The 25214-nt window shown below is 60.2% G+C and carries 26 protein-coding genes; 12 read left to right on the top strand and 14 right to left on the bottom strand.

The features are described from left to right. Window positions 1-170: 170 nt before the first annotated feature. Together HX873_RS17280 and HX873_RS17275 are read right to left on the bottom strand one after the other, a co-directional pair. Complete coding sequence (locus HX873_RS17280) at window positions 171-773, bottom strand: GNAT family N-acetyltransferase (protein ID WP_177122960.1); 603 nt, start codon at window positions 771-773, stop codon at window positions 171-173. Window positions 774-785: 12 nt separating this feature from the next. Further along, complete coding sequence (locus HX873_RS17275; protein ID WP_003211564.1) at window positions 786-1127, bottom strand: FKBP-type peptidyl-prolyl cis-trans isomerase; 342 nt, start codon at window positions 1125-1127, stop codon at window positions 786-788. Window positions 1128-1361: 234 nt separating this feature from the next. Here HX873_RS17275 and HX873_RS17270 point away from each other — a divergent pair, with 234 nt between their 5' ends. The 3 genes from HX873_RS17270 (at window position 1362) to HX873_RS17260 (ending at window position 5526) form a co-directional block, all read left to right on the top strand. Beyond that, window positions 1362-3326, top strand: coding sequence for an FAD-dependent oxidoreductase (locus tag HX873_RS17270; protein ID WP_177122959.1), 1965 nt, complete (start codon window positions 1362-1364; stop codon window positions 3324-3326). Between the two features lie 134 nt (window positions 3327-3460). After that, complete coding sequence (locus HX873_RS17265; RefSeq protein WP_032899456.1) at window positions 3461-4348, top strand: nitrilase family protein; 888 nt, start codon at window positions 3461-3463, stop codon at window positions 4346-4348. A 14-nt stretch (window positions 4349-4362) separates the two neighbouring features. Continuing rightward, window positions 4363-5526, top strand: coding sequence for a hypothetical protein (locus HX873_RS17260; RefSeq protein ID WP_032899458.1), 1164 nt, complete (start codon window positions 4363-4365; stop codon window positions 5524-5526). Between the two features lie 39 nt (window positions 5527-5565). On the opposite strand, the gene HX873_RS17255 is transcribed toward HX873_RS17260, so the two are convergent. The 8 genes from HX873_RS17255 to HX873_RS17220 all read right to left on the bottom strand — a co-directional run bounded on the left by HX873_RS17255 (window position 5566) and on the right by HX873_RS17220 (window position 12399). Continuing rightward, window positions 5566-6186: a hypothetical protein gene (locus HX873_RS17255; protein WP_023658938.1), complete on the bottom strand. Its 621-nt coding sequence runs from the start codon at window positions 6184-6186 to the stop codon at window positions 5566-5568. Window positions 6187-6320: 134 nt separating this feature from the next. Further along, window positions 6321-6776, bottom strand: a complete 456-nt coding sequence (locus tag HX873_RS17250; protein ID WP_102604868.1) for a RidA family protein — start codon at window positions 6774-6776, stop codon at window positions 6321-6323. Further along, window positions 6773-7657, bottom strand: a complete 885-nt coding sequence (locus HX873_RS17245; RefSeq protein WP_003211571.1) for a PhzF family phenazine biosynthesis protein — start codon at window positions 7655-7657, stop codon at window positions 6773-6775. The genes HX873_RS17250 and HX873_RS17245 overlap by 4 nt, the downstream gene beginning before the upstream one ends. Next, window positions 7654-8694 carry an ABC transporter substrate-binding protein gene (locus HX873_RS17240; protein ID WP_177122958.1) on the bottom strand — a complete coding sequence of 347 codons (1041 nt, stop codon included), beginning with the start codon at window positions 8692-8694 and terminating at the stop codon, window positions 7654-7656. Before HX873_RS17240 ends, HX873_RS17245 begins: the two co-directional genes overlap by 4 nt. Before the next feature lie 25 nt (window positions 8695-8719). Further along, window positions 8720-9484 (bottom strand): ABC transporter permease, encoded by a 765-nt coding sequence (locus HX873_RS17235; RefSeq protein ID WP_177122957.1) that lies wholly within the window; start codon window positions 9482-9484, stop codon window positions 8720-8722. Next, window positions 9481-10299: an ABC transporter ATP-binding protein gene (locus HX873_RS17230; protein WP_177122956.1), complete on the bottom strand. Its 819-nt coding sequence runs from the start codon at window positions 10297-10299 to the stop codon at window positions 9481-9483. The genes HX873_RS17235 and HX873_RS17230 overlap by 4 nt, the downstream gene beginning before the upstream one ends. A 133-nt stretch (window positions 10300-10432) precedes the next feature. After that, window positions 10433-11236 carry an AraC family transcriptional regulator gene (locus tag HX873_RS17225; RefSeq protein WP_003211578.1) on the bottom strand — a complete coding sequence of 268 codons (804 nt, stop codon included), beginning with the start codon at window positions 11234-11236 and terminating at the stop codon, window positions 10433-10435. A gap of 194 nt (window positions 11237-11430) precedes the next feature. After that, window positions 11431-12399: a hypothetical protein gene (locus tag HX873_RS17220; protein ID WP_177009748.1), complete on the bottom strand. Its 969-nt coding sequence runs from the start codon at window positions 12397-12399 to the stop codon at window positions 11431-11433. Between the two features lie 175 nt (window positions 12400-12574). Between HX873_RS17220 and HX873_RS17215 the strand changes: the two genes are divergently transcribed. The 3 genes from HX873_RS17215 (at window position 12575) to HX873_RS17205 (ending at window position 14736) form a co-directional block, all read left to right on the top strand. Beyond that, window positions 12575-14071 carry a PAS domain S-box protein gene (locus HX873_RS17215; RefSeq protein WP_087694084.1) on the top strand — a complete coding sequence of 499 codons (1497 nt, stop codon included), beginning with the start codon at window positions 12575-12577 and terminating at the stop codon, window positions 14069-14071. A 132-nt stretch (window positions 14072-14203) separates the two neighbouring features. Continuing rightward, window positions 14204-14455 (top strand): CsbD family protein, encoded by a 252-nt coding sequence (locus HX873_RS17210; protein ID WP_003211583.1) that lies wholly within the window; start codon window positions 14204-14206, stop codon window positions 14453-14455. Between the two features lie 11 nt (window positions 14456-14466). Beyond that, window positions 14467-14736 (top strand): DUF1652 domain-containing protein, encoded by a 270-nt coding sequence (locus HX873_RS17205; RefSeq protein ID WP_003211585.1) that lies wholly within the window; start codon window positions 14467-14469, stop codon window positions 14734-14736. A gap of 90 nt (window positions 14737-14826) precedes the next feature. Here the strand turns inward: HX873_RS17205 and HX873_RS17200 are convergent, their stop codons facing one another. Beyond that, window positions 14827-16020, bottom strand: a complete 1194-nt coding sequence (locus tag HX873_RS17200) for an MFS transporter (RefSeq protein ID WP_102369374.1) — start codon at window positions 16018-16020, stop codon at window positions 14827-14829. Window positions 16021-16173: 153 nt separating this feature from the next. After that, window positions 16174-16482: an RcnB family protein gene (locus tag HX873_RS17195; protein WP_003211589.1), complete on the bottom strand. Its 309-nt coding sequence runs from the start codon at window positions 16480-16482 to the stop codon at window positions 16174-16176. Between the two features lie 160 nt (window positions 16483-16642). Here HX873_RS17195 and HX873_RS17190 point away from each other — a divergent pair, with 160 nt between their 5' ends. Then, window positions 16643-16993: a LemA family protein gene (locus HX873_RS17190; RefSeq protein ID WP_003211591.1), complete on the top strand. Its 351-nt coding sequence runs from the start codon at window positions 16643-16645 to the stop codon at window positions 16991-16993. An 11-nt stretch (window positions 16994-17004) separates the two neighbouring features. Here the strand turns inward: HX873_RS17190 and HX873_RS17185 are convergent, their stop codons facing one another. Further along, the gene (locus HX873_RS17185; RefSeq protein WP_102369375.1) at window positions 17005-17388 is read right to left on the bottom strand and encodes a DUF4440 domain-containing protein; all 384 of its coding nucleotides are present in this window, start codon (window positions 17386-17388) and stop codon (window positions 17005-17007) included. 66 nt (window positions 17389-17454) lie between these two features. Between HX873_RS17185 and HX873_RS17180 the strand changes: the two genes are divergently transcribed. From HX873_RS17180 to HX873_RS17165, 4 genes are all read left to right on the top strand, one after another. Next, a complete protein-coding gene (locus HX873_RS17180) occupies window positions 17455-18012 on the top strand; it encodes a helix-turn-helix domain-containing protein (protein WP_177122955.1) in 558 nt (185 codons plus the stop codon). Window positions 18013-18023: 11 nt separating this feature from the next. Beyond that, window positions 18024-19370 (top strand): glutamine synthetase family protein, encoded by a 1347-nt coding sequence (locus HX873_RS17175; RefSeq protein ID WP_008435874.1) that lies wholly within the window; start codon window positions 18024-18026, stop codon window positions 19368-19370. Between the two features lie 50 nt (window positions 19371-19420). Beyond that, a complete protein-coding gene (locus tag HX873_RS17170; RefSeq protein WP_177122954.1) occupies window positions 19421-20518 on the top strand; it encodes a DNA alkylation repair protein in 1098 nt (365 codons plus the stop codon). A 150-nt stretch (window positions 20519-20668) separates the two neighbouring features. Beyond that, window positions 20669-22528 carry a DUF3857 domain-containing transglutaminase family protein gene (locus tag HX873_RS17165; RefSeq protein ID WP_177122953.1) on the top strand — a complete coding sequence of 620 codons (1860 nt, stop codon included), beginning with the start codon at window positions 20669-20671 and terminating at the stop codon, window positions 22526-22528. Here the strand turns inward: HX873_RS17165 and HX873_RS17160 are convergent. Further along, window positions 22525-23415: a LysR family transcriptional regulator gene (locus HX873_RS17160; protein ID WP_003211603.1), complete on the bottom strand. Its 891-nt coding sequence runs from the start codon at window positions 23413-23415 to the stop codon at window positions 22525-22527. The genes HX873_RS17165 and HX873_RS17160 overlap by 4 nt on opposite strands. 129 nt (window positions 23416-23544) lie before the next feature. Here HX873_RS17160 and HX873_RS17155 point away from each other — a divergent pair, with 129 nt between their 5' ends. Continuing rightward, window positions 23545-25188 carry a GMC family oxidoreductase gene (locus tag HX873_RS17155; RefSeq protein ID WP_177122952.1) on the top strand — a complete coding sequence of 548 codons (1644 nt, stop codon included), beginning with the start codon at window positions 23545-23547 and terminating at the stop codon, window positions 25186-25188. Window positions 25189-25214 lie beyond the last annotated feature (26 nt).

Here is a 25214-nt window from a genome sequence, read left to right as displayed (position 1 = left end):
GATGGGTTTGGGCAGGTTCTTCAGGGAGGGTTCAGGTACGCACCACTGCGCAGCTCTCCCCCCCGTAGCAGCTGTCGAGCCCAAGCGAGGCTGCGTCGGCCACACTGCGATCATCAAGCCAGACACTCCACCGAGTCGCCGAACGCAGCCTCTCCCAGGCTCGACAGCTGCTACGCAGAAGACGGTCGATCACGCTCCACCAGCGCCAAATACTCATTGATCGCCCCACCCGCCAACGCCTTCACCTGAATGGAAACCCGATTCACCTGCCGCCCCATCTCGATGCCATCCCGAGTCCGCACCTGAACATACCCAAGCCGGGGCCAGAACCGCTCAGCCTTGACGTTCCCCACCACCAGCGTCAGCCGCAACCAGCGTGCGCCCAGGCTCACTACCCAATCCTGGAAATCGGCATGCAACTGCCGCGCAAAACCGCTGCCATGCAACGGCGTGGCCACCAACAGCAACCCGATATGCCAAACCCCGACCGCCAACAGATCCGACGCCACACTCACCACCGCAACCAACTGCCCTTCGGCATTGCGGTAGCCAATCCAATACATCCGCGTGTAGCTCCAGGTGTCGGGCAGTTCAAGAGTCAACTCATCCCGAGCCTCCGTGGGTGTGGCTGGCTCACCGTTGACCGCGAGAAAATATTCCGGGGCTGCTTCGAAAAAGCGCTGCAACTCGGCTTCATCCTCAAGGGTCAGCTCAACCACCCGAATGCCCGCTATCGAACTGCGCGGCAACTCCCCTGCTTCAACAACATCCATGTTCACCGCCCCTCAATCATCCCGCGTCAGTACTTCCAGCAACTCAATCTCAAACCGCAAATTACTGTTGGGCGTGATATGCGCCCCCATCGAGCGCTCGCCGTAGGCCAGGTGCGCCGGCACAAACAACGTGCGAATGCCGCCAACTTTCATGCCCATCAGCCCCTGGTCCCAGCCCTTGATGACGCGACCGGTGCCGATCACGCACTGAAACGGCTTGCCGCGTTCCCATGAGGAGTCGAACACCGTGCCGTCTTCCAGAGTGCCGGTGTATTGCGTGGTGATCAGGGCGCCTTTGACCACGGTTTTGCCGTCGCCGAGGCGGATGTCGGTGATTTCCAGTTCGGTGCTCATTTTTTCTCGTTTTGTGTAATGCGCGGATCGCGCCAAATGGGCGTTTTCCCAGAGTCAAACGCATTTGGCAAGCCCACATACCTCGTTTTCTCCAATAGCCTGCCAGTTCGAATGCACCAACCTACAAAAAATCACGAAAACGTACGTAAAAAAAATACAAACCACCTATTTATCTTCTTCGATACAACGAGCAGCCTAACTATCCAGAAACATAGAACATCAAGGATGACTTGTATGACCATAGGATCAGACTTCAACTACCCGGCTGATATTGCTGCCCGCGCTTCCAGAGAAAAGAGATCTACCAGAAATAAATGGCGGGGCCGTTTTCCTGGCCCACCAGACTTATGCTTCGATTATCGAGCCTTAGTGGAGCAAAAAGGCGGAATTGCAAAGGCGCCTCATTTGGACCACAAAATATGTATCATCGGGGCAGGCATCACAGGCCTTACTGCAGCAAGAGAACTGTATCGCTGCGGCTTTAAAGACATATCCCTGATCGAGAAATCCAAAAGAATCGGAGGCAGACACCTTACCGTTCTTGGTGGACAGCGCTCCAACAATACAGGACGACCGCCCTTTGAAATGGGCGCGATGCGTATGCCCTTTTTTAATCGATCTGATGAAAACCCCACTGAAGGCCGATCCATGATGGCCTATTACACCAAAGCGTTTGATCTTGTTCATTCAAACTTCCCAAATCCGGGAAGCCCGTGGGTCACATCAACCGGGATCTACTTACGCGAAGGGAGTATAGATAATAGTAGTCAGCCCACCATGCTGATCTGGAAAAACAAAGATGGTATAACGCCTCCACCTGGCGAGACCCTGAGTGCAGTGTCTGCAAAATGGCAAAACTTTGCGAACCGTATGACTCAGAAAGTTGCGGAATTATACGGAAGCGAGCAATGGGAATTATTTTGGGCCAGAGTAGTTGAAAAGTACGAAAGTATCTCGTTTAGGGATTTAGTGAAAATGCCGGTTATTGAGTCTTGGCACAAGGAACGCCCCGGTGACTTCGGTGGCATGGGCATGACGACGCAAGAGTCGGCTGTGTTCTATGCAATTGGAATAGGCGATGGCAGTTGGGGAGCATTTTATGACATTTGCTCGCTTTATCCCCTGCGGACTGCGATTTTTGGTTTCAGCAGTCACCTCCAGCTAATTCATGGCCGGGTCAAACTGGATGGCGAGGCAGTCGACTCGCCGCACCTGAGAAGTCCGGCCGTTTTTGACTCTCGGGGACTAGAGTTTAATAAGCCCAGCTACAAAGGTCTCGGGGCCTTGGCAGAATGTCTGCTCTTTATGAGTACTCCTGAAATAAGCGACTCCGTGTATGACCTCAGCCTCAAGAAGACGGATGGATTACTGACTGACTCTCCAGTAAAAAAACTGGAAAAGCTGAGAAATGGGAAAACGCGCGTTTATTATCATTGGAATGCTAGTAACCCAAAAAAAACTGAAGTCTGCCATGCCGACTTCGACTCGGTCATCATCACGCTCCCCTCCTGGATAATCGAAACACAAATACTGCTTGAGGGTTTCGATGAAGAGATGCTCCCTTACGACACGATAAATGCCTATAAAACTGCTCACTGGGAAACCAGCTGCAAAGTGTACGCCCCGTTAAAAAAAACCTTCCTGTCCAAAAACACGAAGATCCCGCAAGCCATCGTTACCGACAGTTTCATACATGATGTATATACCTATCGCTATAACGAGCATCACACCTACGACTGCATACTCTTGAGCTACACCTGGGAAGATGACGCAACAAAATTATCTTCACTAAGTGACAAAGAGTTAATAACCAAGTGCATAGAAGAGCTGGATAGAATCCTGGTTAAATCCACTAACATCCAAGAAAAAATCTCTCCATACATCGGCCACGAGCAGGCCATCGTGCAACGCTGGATGAATGACCAAAACTCATTGGGATGCGCAAAACTGTACAGACCAGGGACCTACCATGAGGCTGTCAGCTTAATGAAATACAATAAGGACTACTCATTCAAGTCTGGACTTTACCTCTGCGGCGAATCTTTTTCAGTAGATGCCGGATGGACAGAGCCTTGTTTCAGGGGCGCAATAGATACCGTCATAAATATCTGCAATAGAACTGGCGCCCTCTTCAATGGAGGATTCTCAATGCAAGACTATCCAGAATACAAAACAGAGTATTCACCCCCAGCAAAATAAACACACCATGCAAAAGCCTTGGCAGAAGCAAACTACATTGCTATCGGACGCGTCCGACTTTCATTTAAACATCAGGTCGCCTCTTATAAACATCCAGCCACTTCTGGCTGAATAAAAATAAGAGGTCACCCGCAATGAGCGATCCAACAAGTCCTGTTCGCATAGCTGTCGTACAGTTTGATCCCCAGGTCGGAATGGAAAACCGGGAGCGCAACCTGCGTCATAGCCTTGAGCTGGCGACGGAAGCAGTGAGCGGCGGTGCCAATCTGATCGTGCTGCCAGAGCTCTCTAACTGTGGCTATTTCTTCTCCAGCCGTCAGGACGCGTTTGATCATGCCGAGGCCATTCCGGGTGGGCCAAGTGTGCAGGCCTGGACAGATTTTGCCTGTAAACATCAGGTGTACCTGGTGGCAGGCCTCAGCGAAATTTCCGCTATGCAGCTGTTCAATACGGCTGTATTGCTGGGGCCGGATGGCTTTATTGGCAAGTACCGCAAGGCCCATCTGTGGAATCTGGAGAAGCTCTGGTTCACTCCCGGCGATACAGGATTCCCCGTTTTCGAAACACCCATAGGCCGTATTGGCCTGTTGATCTGCTGGGACATTTGGTTTCCCGAGGTGCCACGCATCCTCAGCCAGCAAGGCGCCGATATTATTTGCAGCCTCAACAACTGGGTGTGGACCCCGCCGCCGTTGTTCGACGACGCGGGGAAGTGCATGGCGTCGTATCTCACGATGACCGCCGCCCACGTCAATAACGTGTTTATCGCTGCCGCCAGTCGTATCGGCGAGGAGCGCGATGCGCGTTACCTGGGATGTTCGCTGATTGCCGGTACCAATGGATGGCCCATCGGTACGGTGGCGTCGGCGAATCGGCAGGAGATCCTTTTCGCCGATGTCGATCTCACCAGTGCCCGCAGCGCGCCTATCTGGAACAGTCTTAACGACTTGCAGCGGGACCGGCGTGCTGATCTTTACGACCAGATGCTCGGGTACACCCAGCACCCTGCCCTGCCACGCTGATCGGAGGGTGCATCATGGAAAGCCTCTTTGAAAAGCCGCGTGCAGGGCGCTCCCGGGCCGATAACACCGTCATAGTTCTGGGTCTTGCCATTGCTTTGCTGATCCTATGGATAGCCCTTATTTACCCTTGGCCGGGATATGCCGATATGGTGACCAGCCTTCCACATCCCAGTGCGTGGCTGCGCTGGGTGTTGGGGGATATCAGCGAGGTCGCGTTCTACAAACACGAACTGGCGTCACTGGGCCTGCTGGGCGGTGCGTATCTGGCGTGGTGGGCCAGCCGCACGGGCAAGTCCTGGCAGGGCTTTGCTATCTCGTACGGCACAGGGCTGTGGCCGTGGCTGATAACCAGCTCCTTACTCGGCTTGCTGCTAAGCAACGCGTTATGGGGCTGGACGGTGACCGCTGACACTTGGCAACCGACGTTTGCAGCGTTTGTTTCACTGCCGGCGGCAATGGTGCTGATGTTCGGAGGTGGCTGGAAAGTGACGCTCAACGGCGCCGTACTGGGAGGTTTACTGGTCACGCCGATGTGTTTGTTGATCGTTAATTACGTCTGCATACCGCTGGGCTTGCCGGTGGTGATCGGAAATGTGCTTGGGATGGCGGTTGGCAGTGTGATTGCCTTTGTATTGTGCCGTCACGTGCCGGTCCTGGTACGAAGCGATTACACAGCGCCGCAAAGGCCCGCCCCGCTGAAGCCACCGACTTATGGTGTGGTGTGGAGCGTGCGGAGGGTATTGGCTGACTTTTCCGAAGCGCCGTTCTTCGGCAATGAGCTGGCCAGCCTTGGCTTGCTGGCGGGTGTGTTACTGGCTTACGCGCTGAACCCGATGAGCCCGGCCTATGGATCCGGCCTGATACTGCACCTGATCGGCGCGCAAGCGCTGACATCAGCGCTGGGCGTGGTGATCTGGCGACATCAGTGGATAAAACGAGGCTGGTATCCCACGTATGTCCCGCTGGTATCGGTAGTCCCGGCAGCCGTATTGACCCATGGCGGCAGCTGGATGGTGATGGGGTCCAGTGCGTTGCTCGGCGCGCTGATGGCGCCGCCACTGGCCTGCGCGATTGCAGGACGGTTACCACCGCACTTTCATCCTTATATCGGCAACGTAATCTCAATGGCGCTGAGCACGTTGGCGGTAGTGCCATTGGTGGGATGGTTAGCCGTTTAGCTCCGCTCTCCTACGCCGGGCAAAGGACTGCCCGAGCACTTAAAGCCAATGCCAGAACCGGCTCCAGAACCCACGCCCCAGATCATTCTTGCAGCCCGCATATTGCGCCGCATACATCTGCGAACGCGCCTGAACCTTGCCCGCCACCGGCATCAGCCAGGCTTTGCTCGCGTAGGTACGCTGCCGGTAACCGCCCCAACCTTCGTGGTAATTCAGGTACTGGCCGTAGGCATCGTATTTGTATACGCCGTTGATGGTGTAGGTCTTGTCCATGTACCAGCCGACAAAGTCGATGGCGTCGTCAAAGTCCTGCCGGCTGGCGCCGTAGCGTCCGGTGCTTTTCTGGTAGTCGCTCCACACTTCGTCCTTGGCCTGGGCGTAGCCGGAGGCCGTAGACACACGACCCCAGGGGATGATCCACAGCAGGTACTTGCGTGGTGTCTTGGCGTCCTGCCGGAAGCCCGATTCCTGATACATGATCGCGAACGGCACCTGGATCGGCACGCCCCAGCGCGCCTGGGTCACCTTGGCGGCGTCGTACCAATCGTCTTTTTCGCGGAAGATGCCGCAGATGTCGTTGGGGGTGCGGGGTGGCGAGGTGCCGCATCCCGCCAATAAGGCGGTGAGCAGCAACAGCCCTGCGGTTTTTCCTGCGTTCAAAAGCTCACCGTCTCGTCGTGAGAATAAAAGGCGGGCAGTTTACTCGTTCGCCGGGGTTCCTGCAGAGGTGAAAGCAACACGAATCCTGTGGCGAGGGAGCNNGCAAGCTCCCTCGCCACATTTTGGTGGGTGGCTCAGGCAGTGACGACCGCCGTCAGTTCCAGTTCCAGCAGGCCGTTGCTGGGTAATCCCGCCACGCCCACCGCCGAACGCGCATGCCGGCCGTGCTCGCCAAACAGCTCAATCAACAGTTGCGACGCGCCGTCGACAACCTTGGAGAAGCCCTGGAAACCTTCCCCGCCAAACACAAACCCGCGAACGAACAGGATGCGCTCGACGTTCTCCAGCCCTACCGCCTGGTCCAGCACGCTCAAGGCCCGCAGCACACAGGTCTGCCCTGCTTCGTTGACCAACTCCGTAGAGGTCTGGTCCGTCACCGGCCCGGTAATCACGCTGTCACCCTGCCGACAAACCTGCCCGCTGACATACGCCACGCCTCCATGAATCGTCACCGGCACGTAGTCCCCCTTGGGGCTCGGCGCTTCGGGTAACTCCAGCCCGAGGGCTTGCAGTTTTTCGCGCACGCTCATGCCGGTTCCTCGACAAATTCCACATGCCCACCCAGCCAGCAACCTTGCACCTGCCCCGCTGCATCCCGGCGAAACCGCAGGGAGATTTGCGAAGGTCGGCCCATGGCCCGGCCCTGGCGGATGTGCACCGGGCGATCATCTGCCGTCACCAGGCCATTCTCCAACAAGCCAAACGCCAACGCGGCAGCCGCGATGCCGGTGGCGGCGTCTTCCGGGTAACCCGAGGACTTGGGAAACTGCCGCGCATCAAATTGTCGCCCGTCCAGATCCGATGGCGCATAGGGGTACAAACCGGTGGAGCCGATGCGCTCGCACAGTTGCTGCATCCGCCGGTAATCCGGTTTCAGGCTATCCAGTACCGCCACGCTTTTCAGCGCGATCAGGGTTTTCACCCGGCTGGTGCAAGCGTTCTGGATCGGCAGCGGTGCCAGTTCGTTGGAAGTGATGCCGAGCACCGACAGAATCTCGGCCTCGACTTCGGCATCGTTCAACGCCTCGACCTGGCCCTTGGGCTGGCTGATTTCCACCTGGATATCCGGGGTGCCCGCAGCGGTGATCCGCGCATCCACCGGACCGCTCAGGGTCGATAACGTCAGGCGGTCCTTGTGCAGCATGCCCAACCGATCCAGCAGCCACACCGCTCCCACGGTGGCGTGGCCGCACATTTCCATCTCGTGGTTGGGCACCCAGAAGCGCAAGGCAAAATCGAACTCGCTGCCAACCGGTGCGGCGAACACGAAGCCGCACTCATGGCCATAGTCGCGGGCGACTTGCTGCATGTCGGCATCGCTCATGCCATCGGCGACAGCCACGGTTGGCGCGGGGTTGCCGCCACGGGCGGTGGCGGGAAAAACATTGACCAGGTGAACCTCGGGCGTCATTTCGCCTCTCCCTGAAGGGTGGAAACAGTCGGCGCCACGGCGTCGACGATGGAGTTGGTGTAGACCTGCTGCGGGTCGAGTTCGACCGGGTCGCTCTCCACAGCGTTCATGAAGCGGATGTTTTTCTCAACGCCGTCTTTCTCGATGCGCGGCGTGGCCGGGTAGGACGGCAGCGAAGCGGTCCAGGCAGCATTGAAAATGGCGGCGTCGGTGTTGGCGAAATACGGGCGCACCGACTCGCGGGCCTTGTCCGGGTCGCTGGCAATCAGGTGTTCGGCACGCCACAGGGCGCGGACCATTTTTTCGGCCGTGACCTTGTTGCTGGCCAGCCAGTCTTCACGGGCAATCATCGCAGTGAAGAGGAAGCCGTCCAGGGGTTTGTATTCGCCCTTCGCCAGGTCCATCAACACAAAGCCGCCTTGCTTCTCGGCGGTGGTGATGGTGGGTGGCGACAGCGAGAAGCCGTTGATGCTGCCCTGGGAAAACGCCGCGAGCATGTTTGGCGCGCCGCCGATGGGCATGATGGTGAAGTCTTTGTCCGGGTTGAGCCCCGCATCCTTGGCCAGGTAGCGCACCAGCATGTCGGTGGTGCTGCCAGGGCCGGTGACGCCGATCTTCAAGCCCTTGAGGGCCTGGGCACGGGCGGCCAGGGATGAGGTGGCCGACACGCCGGCCTTTTGCGCCGAGGCACCGTCGATCACCACGGTGCTGCCGAACTGGGTTTGCACGGCGGCGAACGCCTGGACATTCTGGCCTTTGGCGCGGGCGCGCACCGCGACGGCGGGCAGGCCGACGTACGCATCCGCATCACGCCCCAGCACGGCGGTGAGTGCTGCCGAGCCACCTTTCTGGAATACGATGACGTCCACATTCAGGCCTTCATCGGCGAAGTAGCCTTGCTTCTGCGCGACGTAGATCGGCACATAGAGGAAGCCTTCGCTGGGGAACGCCAGGGTGACTTTGGTCAGGTCCCGGGCCTGCGCGGCGGGCAGGCATGAGGCGAGTAAAACGCTGGCGATGAACAGTGGTTTGAACATGATCAAGCTCCGCAAAAATAAGGGGTTAAACCGCAACTTCACGTTCCGCTTCGTTGGCCTTCCACGGCATCAACTTGCGTTCTGCCAGCTTCACCGCCGTGTTCAGGATCAGCGCGAGGGCGATGATGCCCACCAGTGCGGCAAATACACCGGCGGTATCGAACTGCGAGGCTGCATCTGAGAGCAGGTAGCCCAGGCCCCGGTTGGCGGCGATGATCTCGCCCACCAGCGCGCCGATCAGCGCATAGGGCACCGACAGGCGCAGGCCGGTGAATACCCAGGTGAAAGCGGACGGGATGACCACCATGGTCAACAGGTCGCGCTCCTTGGCGCCCATCAGGCGCAGGATGGTCAGTTGCTCGCGGGACACGTTGCGCACGCCGCTGTAGGTGTTGAGGAACACCAGGAAGAACACCACGGCCGCGGTCAGGATGACTTTCATCGGCAAGCCGATGCCGAACCAGAGGATGAACAGTGGCGCCAGCGCGACTTTCGGCAAGCTGTAGAAGGCGGTCAGGAACGGGTCGAGAATATCCGCCAGCAGCTTGGCGCGGCCCAGCACCAAACCGGCGATCAAGCCTGCGAGGGAGCCGAAGAAAAAGCCCAGCACGGCTTCCAGGGTGGTGATGCCGGCGTGGTAGAAGAACACCCCGTTCATGAGGATTTTCCACAGGCTTTGCACCACCGCCGAAGGCCGGCTGATGAAAAATTCCACGCCGAACCAGCGGGACACACACTCCCAGAACACCAGCAGGAAAATCAGGAACAGCAAGCGATAGACCTGGATCATACGACCTCCAGCGAGTGAGCCAATGAGGCGGGATCGGCAGCACCGGCGACGTCGGGCGCCAGGCGTTTCCAGAGGGCGGCGCAGAGTTCCACGTAGCGTGGGTCGGAGCGCAATTGCACCAGGTTGCGTTCACCGCCCAAGGGAATATCGAGCACATGGTCGATGGTGCCCGGGCGACCGGCGAACACCACGCAGCGGTCCGCCAGCGCGATGGCCTCGTCGACATCGTGGGTGACGAACAGCACGGTTTTATTGAGCTTGCGGCACAGGCGCAAGAGTTCGGTCTGCAGGGTCAGGCGCATCTGCGCATCAAGGGCGCCGAAGGGTTCGTCCATCAGCAGGGTTTCCGGGTCGCTGGCCATCAAGCGCGCCATGGCCGCGCGTTTGCGCATGCCGCCGGAAAGCTGGTTGGGGTAGCTTTCGCCAAAACCGGTGAGGCCCACCAGCGCCATCAGCTCCTCGACGCGACTGTCGATCCGGGCCTTGGGCATGCGGCGGATTTGCAGCGGCACGGCGATGTTGCCGGCCACGGTGCGCCACGGCAGCAAGTGGTCGGCCTGGGTCATGTAGCCGACACGGGTGTTGACGCCCTTGACCTCGGCGCCGTCGTAATGCACCTGGCCATCCGTGGGGCCGAAGAGCCCGGCGGTCATGTTGAGCAAGGTGGACTTGCCGCACCCCGAAGGGCCGACCAGGGTGATGATTTCGCCCCGCTGAACTTCAAGCGATACGTTGCGCACGGCCACAAACTGGCGGCCCTCGACTTTGAAGCTTTTTTGCACCCCTGCGAAGCTGATAAAGGGTTTTGCACTCACCGCCCCTCCTCGTCCGGTAGGCCGGACTTGTTTGTTGTTGACGGGGTGAGGATGAACGGATGACGGATTTGCGGCGCACGGGATCGGGCCGGATCATGCGCGGGATCGGGACATCAAAAAAGTTGAGGCGGTATCAGCCGCGGCGCCACTCATCCGGCGACACGCCCAGCACCCGGCGAAACACATGGGCCAGGTGTGACGGTGACTCATAGCCGACGTTATTGGCGATCTCCAGCACCGACATGCGGGTGTGCCGCAACAACGTCTGCGCGCGCTCCAGGCGCAGGCGCTGGACGTACGCCAGCACCGTCTCGCCGGTGTGCAGCGCGAACAGCCGGGTCAGATGGCGGCGCGACATGTGAAACGTCTCGGCGATTTCATCCAGCCCCGGCGCATGTTCGAGGTTGCCTTCCACGTACGCCTTGACGTCACGCACCAGCATGGCGCCGTGGCGCTCGGTAGATGAGCGTTGCAGACTCGGCTGGCTGAGGGAAATCGCCAGGCATTCGAGCAGCAGCAAGTGATCGGCCTGGGCCACCTGGCGGCGGCGGTCGATGTACAGGTCGGGTTGGCTGAAGGCTTTTTTTGCCAGGAGCAGATGGTGCAACGGCGCGGAGGTTTGCCAGATGCCCAGGGTGGGCACGCGCAGCAAGCGGTTGGCATCACCGGACAGGTCACGCAAGGCGTAGTGCATGTAGTCGGGGTCGACGTAGAACGCCACGTGGCCCTGGCTGGCGGTGAGTGACGAGGAGGAATGGCTGGATTGCGGCGGCACCAGTACGAACTGGCGGTCGATCACCGAGGTGGTGCGCCCGCTTTCCTCATCCTTGAAACGCAACAGGCCGTGCTCGGGCACCATCAGCATGAATTCGTCGTGGGCATGGGCCCCGGTTTCATAGGCGCCGTTGGAGTTGAAGACGCTGTAGATGTCGCGCATCGCCAGGCACTGCCAGTGGATGTTGGAGTGCTGACACTAGCATGTTTGGTGCCAGCGAAGCATTGTGGCGAGGGAGCTTGCTGCCGCTGGACCGGGCTGGCGCTCCAGTGCGTAGCGCTCCCCTCTTTTTTGGGGCCGCTTCGCAGCCCAGCGGGAGCAAGCTCCCTCGCCACATAGATCACCTCAGGTCATGATCAGGCCAACGGTACACGACGGGTGGAAATCGCCAGGCGACCCACACCGAAGCTCAACGCTGCGCCCAGCAGCAACATCAACAAGGTGCTCCACGCAGCACGGGACAGTTGCTTGGCCGCGACTTCACCGGCTTCACGGGCTTTCTGTTCAGCCTGTTGCTTCAGTTCGTCGACCTTCTGCACGGCCTGCTGGTAGGCCTGGGCGTAGTTGTCGACAATCTGGGTGGCCTCAGCCTGGCTCTTGCCGGTACGGGCCGCAACAATGTTGACCAGTGCCTGCTTGTCCGCCGCGTTCAACGCCGGCTCACCGGAAGCCTTGACCCGCTCGAACCACTGCTTCAATTCATCACCAGCCTGGGCTGGGTTGGTCGCGGCATCGTTGGCCGACTGCTTGCCGTCCGCAGCCGCCTGATCGGCTTTTTGCTCAACGTTGGCTGGGTCCAGTTCAGGTTTGCCGCTCTGCTTGAGCAGTGTGTCGAGCTGACCTTGCAGGCTGTTCCAGTCCAGCTTGATGCCCTGCTCATTCAGTTGCTGCTTGACGCTGTCGCTGATACCCGGCGCCACGGCGGCGATCCCGCTGCCGGCAGCCGACAGGCCCTTGCCGACGACATTGCCCGCCGCTCCCACAACGCTGGTGGCCAGCGCGGCCAGCAGCCAGGTGGTGAGCAAGGTGGTGATGGTCCAGCTCAGCACGCCGTGCAGGCCGCCGCGATCCGGCGCGGTGCGCCCGGCCACGAATGCACCGGCACCGATTGCCAGCAGCGTCGAGACAAACAGCCAGATCCCGGCACCGGTGCCGAAACCGCTCAGCGGGTTACCCGCGGCCATCGGGTCTACCGCGCTGGCGCCAATCGCGGTGCCAAGTACGCTCAATACCAGATAGGTCACCAGGGCAATTGCACTACCGGCCAATACCGAGCCCCAGGACACACGAAACAGCGAACGGTTGGTTTCATAGACAGTGGTCATGTTAAATCCTTTGAACAGTGGGTAGGTGGCCAGTTTGGCGAGGCACCTGCCCTGCGGTCTCGACACAATTGCACTAGGCGCACTGGTGCATTCGCACCCCGCGCCGGGCACTTTCTCTGCACTATCCTGAGCCTCAGGTGTCGTACTTCCCATGCGACTTACCCCAGGAGAAACCATGAGCCAGGCCGTCCTCGCCAAAGAAACCAACCGCCGCCAACTGCAGCAGATCATCTCGGGCTTGTCCGACGGCGTGATCCTCGCCGAGGCCGACCAGACCATCCTCTGGGCCAATGAAGCCGCGCTGCAGATGCATGGCGTGGATAAAGTCGAAGACCTGGGTGCCAACACCAAGGAATACGCCGCGCGCTTTGCCTTGCGGTATCGCAACAACCACCCGTTGGTGCTGGAGAATTATCCTCTGAGCCGGGTGGCAGACGGTGAAGAGTTCAGCGATGTGGTGGTGGAAGTCACCCCCACCGGCGACGAGGAAAAAGTCTGGGTGCATCGCCTGCGCAGCCTGGTGCTCGACGACGCGTCGGGCGAGCCGGAATTGCTGGTGTTGATCCTGAGCGACGCCACCGAATGGGCCAGCGCCGAACAGCGCTTCGAAAAGACCTTCAATGCCAACCCGGCGCCGGCGGTGATTTGCCGCCTGAGCGACCTGCGCTACATCAAGGTCAACCAGGGCTTCCTGGAGATGACCGGCTACAACCGCGACCAGGTGATCGGCCACTCGGTGTATGAACTGGACGTGCTGGAACAGGCCGAAAACAAGGACCTGGCCGTCAAGCGCCTGGGCGAAGGCGCGACCATTCCACAGATGCAAGCCGAACTGAAACTGCCCGAAGGCGGCAGCAAACTGGTGATCGTGGCCGGCCAGCCGCTGGACATGAATGAGGAAGACTGCATGCTGTTTTCCTTCACCGACCTGGAGCCTCGCCGCAAGGCCGAAACCGCCCTGCGTCAGAGCGAGGAACGCTTCGCCAAGTCGTTCCGCCTGACGCCGGTGCCGACCCTGGTGTGCAACGCCGCCAACCGCCAGGTGGTGGATATCAACGAAGCCTTCATGACCATCACCGGCTATACCAGTGAAGAACTGATCGGCAAATCCATCGAAGACATCGACTTTATCGACAGCCCCCAGGCCTGCACGCAACTGTTCACCACCCTGGAAAAAGCCGGCAACCTCGACGGCCTCGACCTGAAGATTCGCAAGAAAGGCAATGAGCTGATCGACTGTGTGCTGTCTGCCGACACCGTCAGTATCCAGGATGTGCCCTGCTACCTGCTGGTGCTGATGAACATCACCGAACGCAAGCGCTCCGAGCTGGAACTGGTGGCCGCGATCGAGGAAGTGATGCAGGACGCCTCATGGTTCAGCCAGACGCTGATTGAAAAACTGGCCAACGCCAAGAGCGTCAACAGCCCCAATGTACCGAACATTTCCTTTACCGACCTGACCGCCCGCGAGCGCGACGTACTGGGGTTGATTTGCGAAGGCCTGGCCGACAAGGAAATCGCTTCGCGCCTGAAACTGGCACCCAACACCGTGCGTAACCATGTGGCCACGGTGTACTCCAAACTGGGGGTGCATAGCCGTAGTGCAGCCATCGTGTGGGCCCGTGAGCGCGGGCTGTTTGCCGGTGAGTTGCGGGTTAAAAAGCCGAAATAGAGTGCAAATGCACTAGTGCGACCGGTGCAAATTCGCCTTATTGCGCGGGGGTGCACTGCTTAACCTTGAAGGGTGGGCATAGGGCTTAGGGTCCTGTGCCGTTGAGATGTCATGCCCTTTAAGGAATCCATCATGAAAAGCGAACAAGTCAAAGGCGCCGTCGAAAAAGTGGCCGGCAAGGCTCAAGGTTTTCTGGGTGATCTGACCGGTGACGAACGTCTCCAGGCCGAGGGTGTCGCTCGCCAGGCCGCTGGCCAGTTGCAGCAAACCTACGGTGACGCGCTGGACACCGTCGGCGATTTCGCCAAGCAAAAACCCCTGGCAACGGTTGCGATCGTCGCCGGTGTCGGCCTGCTGCTGGGCCTGTTGCTGCGTCGTCGCTGAGGAGAACCCTGATGTTTACGCTCTCCCAACTGCGCAACTGCATCGAAGAGGCCCTGTCGCCCCTGACCTGCGAATTCACCCTGTGCCGTGACGCGTCGTTGACGCTCAAGGTCTTCGACGCCGAAAGCGGCCGGGTGGATTTGGTGGTCACCGGGATCAGCGTCAACAAGCTGCAGACCCCGCAGGAAGTGGAAAAGATGGTCGACGAGTTGCGGTACGAATTGCAGAGCAACACCGTCGGTAAACTCAGGCTGGATGACCTGCCGCTGCGCCCTTTGTAGGAGCGGGCTTGCTCGCGAAAAACGCCCGGGCACCGCGTTCATTCAGGCGTGGCGCGTTATCGTTGACGACCTTCGCGAGCAAGCGTGCTCCTACAGTATGTCGCGGGCTTTCAACGACGCCCCGATAAAATAGAACACCCCTCCCCCGACAATGAACGCTGCCAACATGTAGAACATGTAGTGGGCCGGCAGGTTGGCCAGCACCAGCCCGCACAGCACTGGCCCCAGGGCAGCACCGAGGTTGGAGAGGTTTTGCGCCCCGTAGTACATGCCCCGCAGGTTGTCCGGGGCGATGCGGTCGATGAACATGTACTCGGCCGGAAACACCACGATTTCGCCCACGGTGAAAATCGCCATCGCCAGGATCCACCACCACACGTTGCTCGCCAGAGCAAAGCCAATCACCCCCAGCATGAACATGCCCAGGCCGAAGATCAGCCACTGGCTCAGGTAGCGGTGGGAAATGCGCCGGCCAATCGCGTATTGCAGGGCAATCACCAACACCGCGTTGGTGGTGAGTACCGCGCTGATGATGGTGTAGGTGTATTCGGCGGTAGTGGTGGTCACCAGGTACTGCGACAGGTACGCGGTGAACTGGCCGAACACCACGGCACTGAGCAGGCCGCCGACGGTGAAGCACACCAGTCGGTGATCCCGCAGCAATACACGCCCCACCGCGAGGAACGACACCGGCTTTTGCGTGGTGTCTACCGTGGCCAGCGTGCGGTCGCCCCAACGCCAGTACAGCAGGAAAAAACCGAAGCCCAGGACCGCCGACAGGATAAACGGCAAGCTGATATCGAGCTTGGCCACCATCGCGCCAAAAAACGGCCCTACGGCATAGCCGATATTGGTCAGGGTGTACTTGATGGAAAACGCTTCGCTGCGCTCATCTTCCGGCAACAGGCTGGCAAACCCGGACTTGATCGCGATGTCGATCACCGCGTACGCCAGGTTGATCAGGATCAGGCAGCTGTAGAACGACCAGATTTCCCGGGCCAGCACCGTGCCGATAAACCCCAGGGCAAACACCACACTCAAGCTGAGCAATAGCCTGTAGCTGTTGATGCGGTCTACCAGGAAACCGCCGTAGACACTCAGCAGCGAGCCGACGATCAGCGAGCTGCCGATCACCAGGCCGACCTGGCTGATGTCGAGGGCAAAGTGGTTGGTGAGGTAGATCACCAGGTACGGAAAGGTGATGGCTTTGGCCAGGGTGAGGATCAGCGTGGCCGACAACAACAGGTTCACGGTACGCGGGTAATTTCTTATTGTGGCAAGCATCCTGCTCTCATTCCGGTCAAGGTAAAGGGACCATTGCGGCCCGCAGCGGACGTACCTTAACGCAAAACAAGAAGAAAAAAATGCTGGTTTATGCATTTATGCAAAAATCAAATCCAGCGGGATGAAGCGCGATCACCCATCCCGCCGAACGCTTTATTTTTTAACGGGGGTGATGTCGAGAATCGTGCCGTTGGTGGTTTTGAGCAATACGTACTTGTCGTTCACTCGAGCCCACTGGCTGTCTTCTTCCGGCTGCTTCAGGCCACGTTTCTTCCAGTCGGCAATGGCCGACTCCTTACGCATCAGAATGTCTGGCGCACGGTCTCCCGTCTTGAGGTCGCGGGTATTGATATTCGAAGGCTGCACGGTTTTTTGCGGAGTATCCGCGGCCTGGACGGTGAGACTCGCGGCGGACAGGCTCGCGGCAACCAGCAGGCAGGCAACAAGGGATTTGGACTTCATGGGCACTTCCTTCAATGAATGACGCGTAAAGATTCCGACCGCAGCGGCGTGGAATCATTCAGCGCCGTGATGGAAGCGGCAGATGGATGGACGGCCAGCGACCGGGCCGGCGATTAATCAGATAAGATTGGTTCTTTTTTCCAGCCGCTCAGGAATTCCAATGACTGGTACCCACGTCATCATCATTTTCGTGACCGTTGTCACCTTGCTCGCGCTCTACGTGTTCGGCACCTACAGGGAACTGGTGGCCCTGCTCGATCGCTGCAAAAAAGCCTTCGGCCAATTCAAGGAGGCCGAACAACAATTGGCGGCGGCGCAAAATGCCTCGTCACCCAGCGCAGAAATCGCCAGCCTGGAAAGCCGTGTCGCGTTCACCCGCCAGCTCTTCCACGACTCGGTCAACAACTACAACACCTACAAGCACAAGTCGCCGACCTCGGTGGTGGCCGAGCTGCTCGGGCATCGTGATGATGTCAGCCTGTCGGGGTTCGAGGCCAAGCGTACGGTCTGACCTGCCGGCGCTTACACAGGTGCACGCTGACGTGTTGGCGTGCCCTGATGAAACACCATCTGCCACTGCCCGCCGCTTTCGCGCCACACCGAACTGCGCAATGACTCCCCCGCCGCATTTGCATCCGTCGCCGCGCGCTGGCAGCGATACGTCACCAACGCCACGCCTTCGGCCAGCACCTTCATTGCAAAGTCACTGATGCTACGGACTGAAAACACCTCATCCTGCAGCCCTTCGATCACCTCGGCCTTGCTGCCCCATACATTGCCACTGGCACCAAATTCGACGAAGTCATCCGCCAGCAGCACCGACAACCGCGCCGCATCTGTACGGGTGGTGCATTGGTGCAGCTCCTGTTCCAGGCGGCGTAAATGCTCTGCCAACTCCATACCCATTGCCCTCGTGAAATTAATCCTGTAATTTTTCATGAAATTTCCTGATAAGAATTTCACGAAGCGCCCATGGACAAGCAAGAAGAACTCGACGCCCTGGCGATCCTGATCCACGACCTGCGCAAGCACAAGAAGCTCACCCTGGCGCAACTGGCGCAAAAGATCGAGCGTTCCGTGGGTTTCCTGTCCCAGGTCGAACGCGGCCTGTCGCGCCCGACCGTGGCCGACCTCACGGCCATCAGCCACGCGCTCGGTGTGCCCACCACCTATTTCTACAGCCTGTCCAAACCCAAGGCGGTGGACTGGGTCACCCGCCCCAACGAACGGCGCACGGTGTATTACGCCAATGGCATCACCGACATCCTGGTGTCGCCGAGCATGCACGGCGCGTTCTCGATCCTCGACAGCCTGCTGGCCCCCGGTGCCAACAGCGGCGAACAAACCATGAGGGACCGTGCCGAACAGGCCGGTTACGTGCTGGAGGGCGAGTTGACGCTGTGGGTCGAGGGCGAGCCGGACTCGGTCACCCTGGGCCCCGGCGACAGCTTCCACCTGGCCAGTTTTGCCCACTGCCGCTACGGCAACCTGACCGACCTGCCAGCCCGCGTGCTGTGGGTCTACAACTAGGAGCAACACCCGTGAAAAGCCATGCTTCCACGCTTTTGGCCGAAGTCCGGACCTTTCGCCAGAACCATCCCGATGTGCGCTACGTCGACCTGATTGCCCTGGACATTCCCGGGCATTTCTACGGCAAGCGCTACCCGGTGGAGATGCTGGAAAAGGTCGCCGCCGGCAGCCCGTTGAAACTGCCGCAGAACGCGGTGCTGCTGGGTGCCCAGGGCGGCCTGTTCAAGATCGGCGACTATTGCTTCCACGACGGCGACCCGGACGCCAACCGCCGCCTGGTGCCCGGCACCCTCAAGCCGGTGAGCTGGGAGGCGCAGCCGCTGGGGCAGATGTTGATCACCTCCGACGGCACCGAAGCGCCCATCGAATTCGAACCCCGGGAAGTACTGGCCAAGGTGCTGGAACGCCTGCAGCGCAAAGGCATTCACCCGGTGGTCGCGTTCGAGCTGGAGTTCTACCTGTTCGACAAAAAGCTCAGCGACGGCCTGCCGCAATTTGCCCGCGACCCGCTGAGTGATGACGCGGACGACCAGCCCAACTTGCACATCGAGCGCCTGTCACGCTTTGCGCCGGTGTTGGACGATATGGTCGAGACGGCCAAGGCCCAGGGCATCGACATCACGGTGATCACCGCCGAACTCGGCCCCGGCCAGTTCGAAATCAATTTCGGCCACCTGGAAGACGGCCTGCGCGCCGCCGACTGGGCCGCCCTGTTCTGCCGCAGCACCCGTGGCGTGGCCCTCAAGCACGGCTATCGCGCCAGCTTCATGGCCAAGCCTTACCTGCAACACCCCGGCAGTGGCATGCATGTGCACGTCAGCCTGTACGATGCGGCGGGCAATAACCTGCTGGCGGCCCACCAGCAGCAACCGTTGCGCCACGCAGTGGCGGGTTGCCTGGAACTGCTGCCGCACTGCATGCCGATCTTCTCGCCCAACCACAACGCCTTCCGCCGCCTTGGTGGCACGGTCAACGCGGCAACCCGCGCGTGCTGGGGCTTTGAAGACCGTGACGCGTGCGTGCGAATCCCTGAGTCCGACCCGCGCAACCTGCGCATCGAACATCGCCTGGCGAGTGCCGATGCCAACCCGTATCTGGTATTGGCGGCGATTCTGGTGGGGCTTGAGCATGGTCTTGAAGCAGCGAAGGAGCCCATCGCCCCGCTGAACGAAGACCGCAACAGCGGCGCGGACTTCCCCCTGGAAATGCTGGAGGCGGTGCGCGCCATGCAGCATCAGCCGACGTTGCGCGAAGGCCTGGGCGCGGAGTTTGTCGACGTGTATTGCGAAAACAAACGCCAGGACCACCTGGCATTCCAGCAGGAAATTCATGCGCGGGAATATCGCTGGTATCTCTAGGCACTGATGGTTAGCCTCGTGGGCATCTCTGGCTAACCGCGGACTTGCCCATGACCGACCAAAGCGCCCCGGCCCTGAAGGAAATCTTCAACGCCGAACGCCTGCAACACATCGCCAACGAAATGACCGCGGTGTATCCGGCGTTCGACGCCAAGGGCTTTCTCAAACACGCCAAGGCCGGGCTCGTGGATCTGTCGGTGATGCAGCGCATGGCGCGGGTCAGCGAAAGCCTGCATGCCGTGATCCCGCTGGATTACCCCCAAACGCTGAAGTTGCTGTATGCCCTGGCGCCCCGGCTGAACAGCGCCTTTGTCAGCCTGTTCCTGCCCCACTACGTTGCCAGCTACGGCGGCGATGATTTCAAGCGCTCCATGGCTGCCCTCAAGTACTTCACCACCTTCGGCTCCGCCGAGTTTGCCGTGCGGCATTTTCTGCTGAAGGATTTCAAGCGCACCCTGGCGGTGATGCAACAGTGGTCGCTGGACGACAGCGAACACGTACGACGCCTCGCCAGCGAAGGTTCACGGCCACGGCTGCCATGGTCGTTTCGCCTGGCCGAGGTGCAGGCCGACCCGAACCTGTGCGCTTCGATCCTCGACAGTCTCAAGGCCGACAGCAGCCTCTACGTGCGCAAGTCGGTGGCCAACCACCTCAACGACATCACCAAGGACCATCCGGATTGGGTGCTGGGCCTGATCGAAGGCTGGTCCCTGGATAACCCCCACACCGCGTGGATCGCCCGCCACGCGCTGCGCAGCCTGATCAAGCAAGGCAACACCCGGGCGCTGACGATCATGGGCGCCGGGGCCAGGGCCGAAGTGAAGATCCATCAACTCAAGGTCGAGCCGGCGGCGATCAAGTTGGGGGAGCGGATCAACCTGTCCTTCAGCCTGGAGTCCACTGCCGATTCGTCGCAAAAGCTGGTGGTCGACTACGCCATCGACTATGTGAAAAGCGCCGGTCACAGCGCATCCAAGGTGTTCAAGCTCAAGGCATTTACCCTGGGCGCCGGAGAACATCACGCCATCAGCCGTGGCCAACCTATCCGTGAATTGACCACGCGCAAGCACTATCCCGGCAAGCATGCGGTTCACGTGCTGGTGAACGGTGAGCGGCTGGGAAGCGTCGAGTTTGAACTCGAAAAGTAATCCTTAAAACATTAACGAAGGCTCTAGATCGGGCATTACAGCGTAATTAATTGTCGGACAATGCTAGGCATTCGTGTTGCGATCCATTATCATCCGGCGCCTTCTCGGTACCCCTAGGGTACTTGTGTCAATGTTCCACCTGAGGCGCCCATGCTCCGTTTTTCGTTTTACCGTCCCCTGATCTGCATCAGCTGGGGGCTTGCCAGTCACAGCGCGCTTGCCGCCCTGCAACCAATGGCCGAAGCCCCACTGGCCAGCGACACCGAGCTGCATTGCCACTTCAACCGCGACGCCAGCGTCGACTGCACTACCCGCTTTCACTACACCATCCTCAAGCCAAGCGGCCGCGAAATGCTCTCGCGGATCGACTTCAGCTACCAGGAAGAAGACGGCTTCGAACTGATCAAGGCCGAGTCCACCCAGCCCGGCGGCAAACCTGTGCCCCTGGACCCGACGCAAATCGACACCCGCACCGCCCCCAACCCGGACCAGGGTTTCTCCCGGGAAAAACAGACCTCGCTGGCGTTTCCCAACCTGCGGGTCGGCACGCAAATCCGCTACACGGTGCGCGAACATCACCCGGCCAAACCGCTGATGACCGAGTTCTACTACGCCTTGCAGTTCGGCCCCAACGCCGCACGGCGCGACCACTTCAAGGCACGCTTCACCGCCGAGCGGCCGATCGAGTGGCGCAGCGAATTGATGGAGGGTTTCAGCATTACGCCATCGGCCAATCGCAAGACCCTGGACGTGGTGCAAAAGGCCCCGACCTACCTCAGCTACATCAACGAATCCGCCAACGCCTACATACGCCACGCCCCGCGTATCGAAGTCGGCAGCTCCCTGGATCGCCAGCAGTACTTCGGCGGCTTTGCCGAACGCTACAACCAGATCCTCGGCGCCAAGCTGCCGCCCCAGGGCGCCGCCGCCGTGGCCGCCGTTCGCGGCTTGCCACCGGCACAACAGGTGGCCGGCCTGATGCAGCACATCAACGACCACTATCGTTACTTGGGCGACTGGCGCGCCTCGGATCGCGGCTATGTGCCCTTCAGCCTGGCGGAGATCGAGCAGCACGGCTACGGCGACTGCAAAGACCTTTCGACGCTGCTGGCCGCCATGCTCAAGGCCAGCGGGATCAAGGCCGAACCAGCCTGGGTCAGCCGTGGCGATGTGGTTAACCCGCTGCTGATTCCCGGCACCGGCGCACCGAACCACGCCATCGTCCGCGCCGAAGTCGATGGCCAGGTGTGGTGGCTGGACCCGACCAACCCGATCTTCGCCCCCGGCCAGACCCTGCCCGACATCCAGGACCGCTGGGTGCTGGTGACCAACGCCGAGGGCCAGGTACGTGAAGAACACATCCCGCTGCAACCCGCCGCCCCCACGTTGATCCTCGACAAACAGGAGCGCTTCGACGCCCAGGGCACCGCCCGGGTCTCGGCCACCGTTGATTTTCGCGGCATGCCGCTGATGCAACTGAGCGTCGCCGACCGCCAGCAAGGCGCCACCGCCAGCGACCAGAACATCTGCGACAACTTCGGCAAACAGATCACCGACTGCCAGGTCGAGCGCCCCGCCACCGCCTTCCTGATCCCGGCCAGCTACAAGGTCAGCGCCACCCTGACGGACATGCGGCCCCTGGAACCGCTGGGCAACGACCACGTCTACAACGATGCCTTGCTGCAAGAGAAATGGGACGGTCTGCTCAACTACCGCCGCAATGGGCAACTGGCCGACTTGTACATAGGCAACCCCGAGACGCTGGACTACACCATCACACTGTCGAGTGGGCAGATCGACAAGGACATCAAGGCTTGCCAGGTACGCTCGCCGTGGTACGACCTGGACCTGACGGGTGAGCGCGTCAAGGGCGACTGGCGTTATCACTACGTCCTGACGCAGAAAATACGCTGGCTGACCCACGATGAAATTGTCAGCGCGCCGTTTGAAAAGATGATCAAGGAGATCCGTGCCTGTGGTGAGCAGGTGCATCAGGTGGTGAAGCTCTAACCCTCCCCCAGCAAAACCCCTTGCTCCCGCGCGCAGAGTTCCACCAGGTAATCCCACAACACCCGTAACCTTACCGACTTGTGCAACTCGCGCCGGGAGCTGATCCAGTAGCTGCGCTGGATGCTCTCCGCCGGCAGCAGCGGCACCAGGTCCGGGTCGCTCGCCGCCATGAAGCACGGCAATACGGCAATTCCCAACCCCGAGCGCGCCGCCTGGTGCTGGGCGATCACGCTGGTGCTGTGGAACACCACTTTGGGGTTGCGGCAGAAACTGCTGAGGAATTTCAGTTCCTGGCTGAACAGTAAATCGTCGACGTAATCGATCCAGGCGTGCACCGCCAGGTCCTCGCGTTTTTCAATCGGCGGTGTGCGGTCCAGGTAGCTACGGCTGGCGTAGAGCGCCAGGCGGTAGTCGGTGAGTTTGCGAGTCACCAGTTGGTCGACGCTGGGGCGTTCGAGGTGGATGCTGATTTCCGCTTCGCGGTTGAGGATGCTGACAAACCGTGGCACTGCCAGCAGTTCCACTTCCAGGCCCGGGTAGCGTTCGAACAGGCCGCCCATGCGACTGGCCAGGAACATCACGCCCAAACCCTCGGCCACCCCCAGGCGGATCTTGCCCAGGGGCGCGGCGGAATGAGTCAGTTCTTCTTCGGCCAGCAGCGCCACGTTTTCCATGGCTTCGGCATGTTTGAGCAGGGCTTCGCCGGAGGGCGTGAGTTCGTAACCCTGGGCGTGCTGCACGAACAGCGCAGTGCCCAGGCTTTTCTCGATGGCCTCGATGTGCCGGGCCACGGTGGCGTGGGTGGTTTTCAGGCGTTGCGCCGCCGTGAGCAAGCGTCCGCTACGCTGTAACTCAAGAAAGAACCGCAGATCATTCCAGTCGAACATGCCTTCCCCTTCTTCCCTTGAACAGCAGCGTTGTCTAAAAACGCACAGCAGCTGGGTAAAAACTAACATTTTTAAGACGAAAACTAACAACTAGGATGGGACCAATAAGAAAAACAAGCGAGGTCACAGATGCATTCTGCAGCTGCTGAATACGATTACGTGGTGGTAGGCGCCGGCCCGGCGGGCTGCCTGCTGGCCAATCGACTGTCTGCCAACCCTGCCCATCGCGTGTTGCTGCTTGAAGCAGGCGGTCGCGATAACTACCCCTGGATCCATATTCCCGTCGGCTACCTGTTCTGCATCGGCAACCCGCGCACCGACTGGTGTTTCAAGACCGAAGCCCAGGAAGGCCTGCAAGGCCGTGCGCTGAGCTACCCGCGCGGCAAGGTGCTGGGCGGGTGCTCGTCCATCAACGGCATGATCTACATGCGCGGCCAGGCCCGGGATTACGACGGCTGGGCCGAGGACAATCCCGGCTGGGCCTGGAAGGATGTGCTGCCGCTGTTCAAGCAGAGCGAAAACCATTTTGCCGGTGCCTCGCAATTTCACAGTGACGGCGGTGAATGGCGGGTTGAGCAACAGCGCCTGCACTGGCCGATCCTCGATGCGTTTCGTGACGCGGCGCAGCAAAGCGGTATCGACAGCATCAGTGACTTCAACCAGGGCGACAACGAAGGCTGTGGCTATTTCCAGGTCAATCAGAAATCCGGCGTGCGCTGGAATGCGGCCAAGGCGTTTCTCAAACCGATCCGCCAGCGGCCCAACCTGACGGTGATGACCGAGGTTGAAGTCGACCGCGTACTCCTGGAGCACGGCCGTGCGGCGGCGGTGGTTGCTCGCCAGCATGGCCAGCCAGTCACGTGGCGGGCGCGCAAGGAAATCATCCTGTGCGCCGGCTCCGTCGGTTCGCCCGGCATCCTGCAACGCTCCGGTATCGGCCCCTCCAGCGTGCTCAAGCCTTTGGGCATCGATGTGCTGCACGAGTTACCCGGCGTGGGCGGCAACCTGCAGGATCACCTGCAACTGCGCCTGATTTACAAGCTGGAAAACGCCCGCACCCTGAACCAGATCGCCGGCACCGTGTGGGGCAAGATGGGCATGGGCCTGCGCTACCTGTACGACCGCAGCGGCCCGTTGTCCATGGCCCCCAGCCAGCTTGGCGCGTTTGCCCGCTCCGGGCCGGAGCAGACGTCGGCCAACCTCGAATACCACGTGCAACCGCTGTCCCTGGAGCGCTTTGGCGAACCACTGCACGGGTTCCCGGCCTTCACCGCTTCGGTGTGCGACTTGCGCCCGCAAAGCCGTGGCCGCATCGACATTCGCTCGGCCAACCCGGCAGACGCGCCGCTGATCCGCCCCAACTACCTCAGCCATCCGGAAGACCTGCGGGTGGCCGCCGACGCCATTCGCCTGACCCGACGCATCGTCTCGGCGCCGGCCCTGAAGCAATTCAACCCGGTGGAGTACCTGCCCGGCGCAGAACTGCAGACGGACGAACAACTGCAGGAAGCCGCCGCCCGCATTGGCACCACGATTTTCCATCCAGTGGGCACCTGCCGCATGGGCAGCGACAAGGACGCGGTGGTCGACGCCCAACTGCGAGTGCACGGGGTTCCCGGCCTGCGCATCGCCGACGCGTCGGTCATGCCACGCATCACTTCAGGCAACACCTGCTCACCGACGCTGATGATCGCGGAAAAAGCCGCGCAGCTTATCCTTTCGCCGAACACAAGGAGCCTCGCCCCGGAGAAAGAACTGACCTTACCGGCTTGACCTGCGGGAGCCCGGCTTGCCGGCGA

The sequence above is a fragment of the Pseudomonas sp. P7758 genome (genome assembly GCF_013386485.1).
Lineage (GTDB): Bacteria > Pseudomonadota > Gammaproteobacteria > Pseudomonadales > Pseudomonadaceae > Aquipseudomonas.
This window is presented reverse-complemented; position numbering and strand designations above follow the sequence as displayed.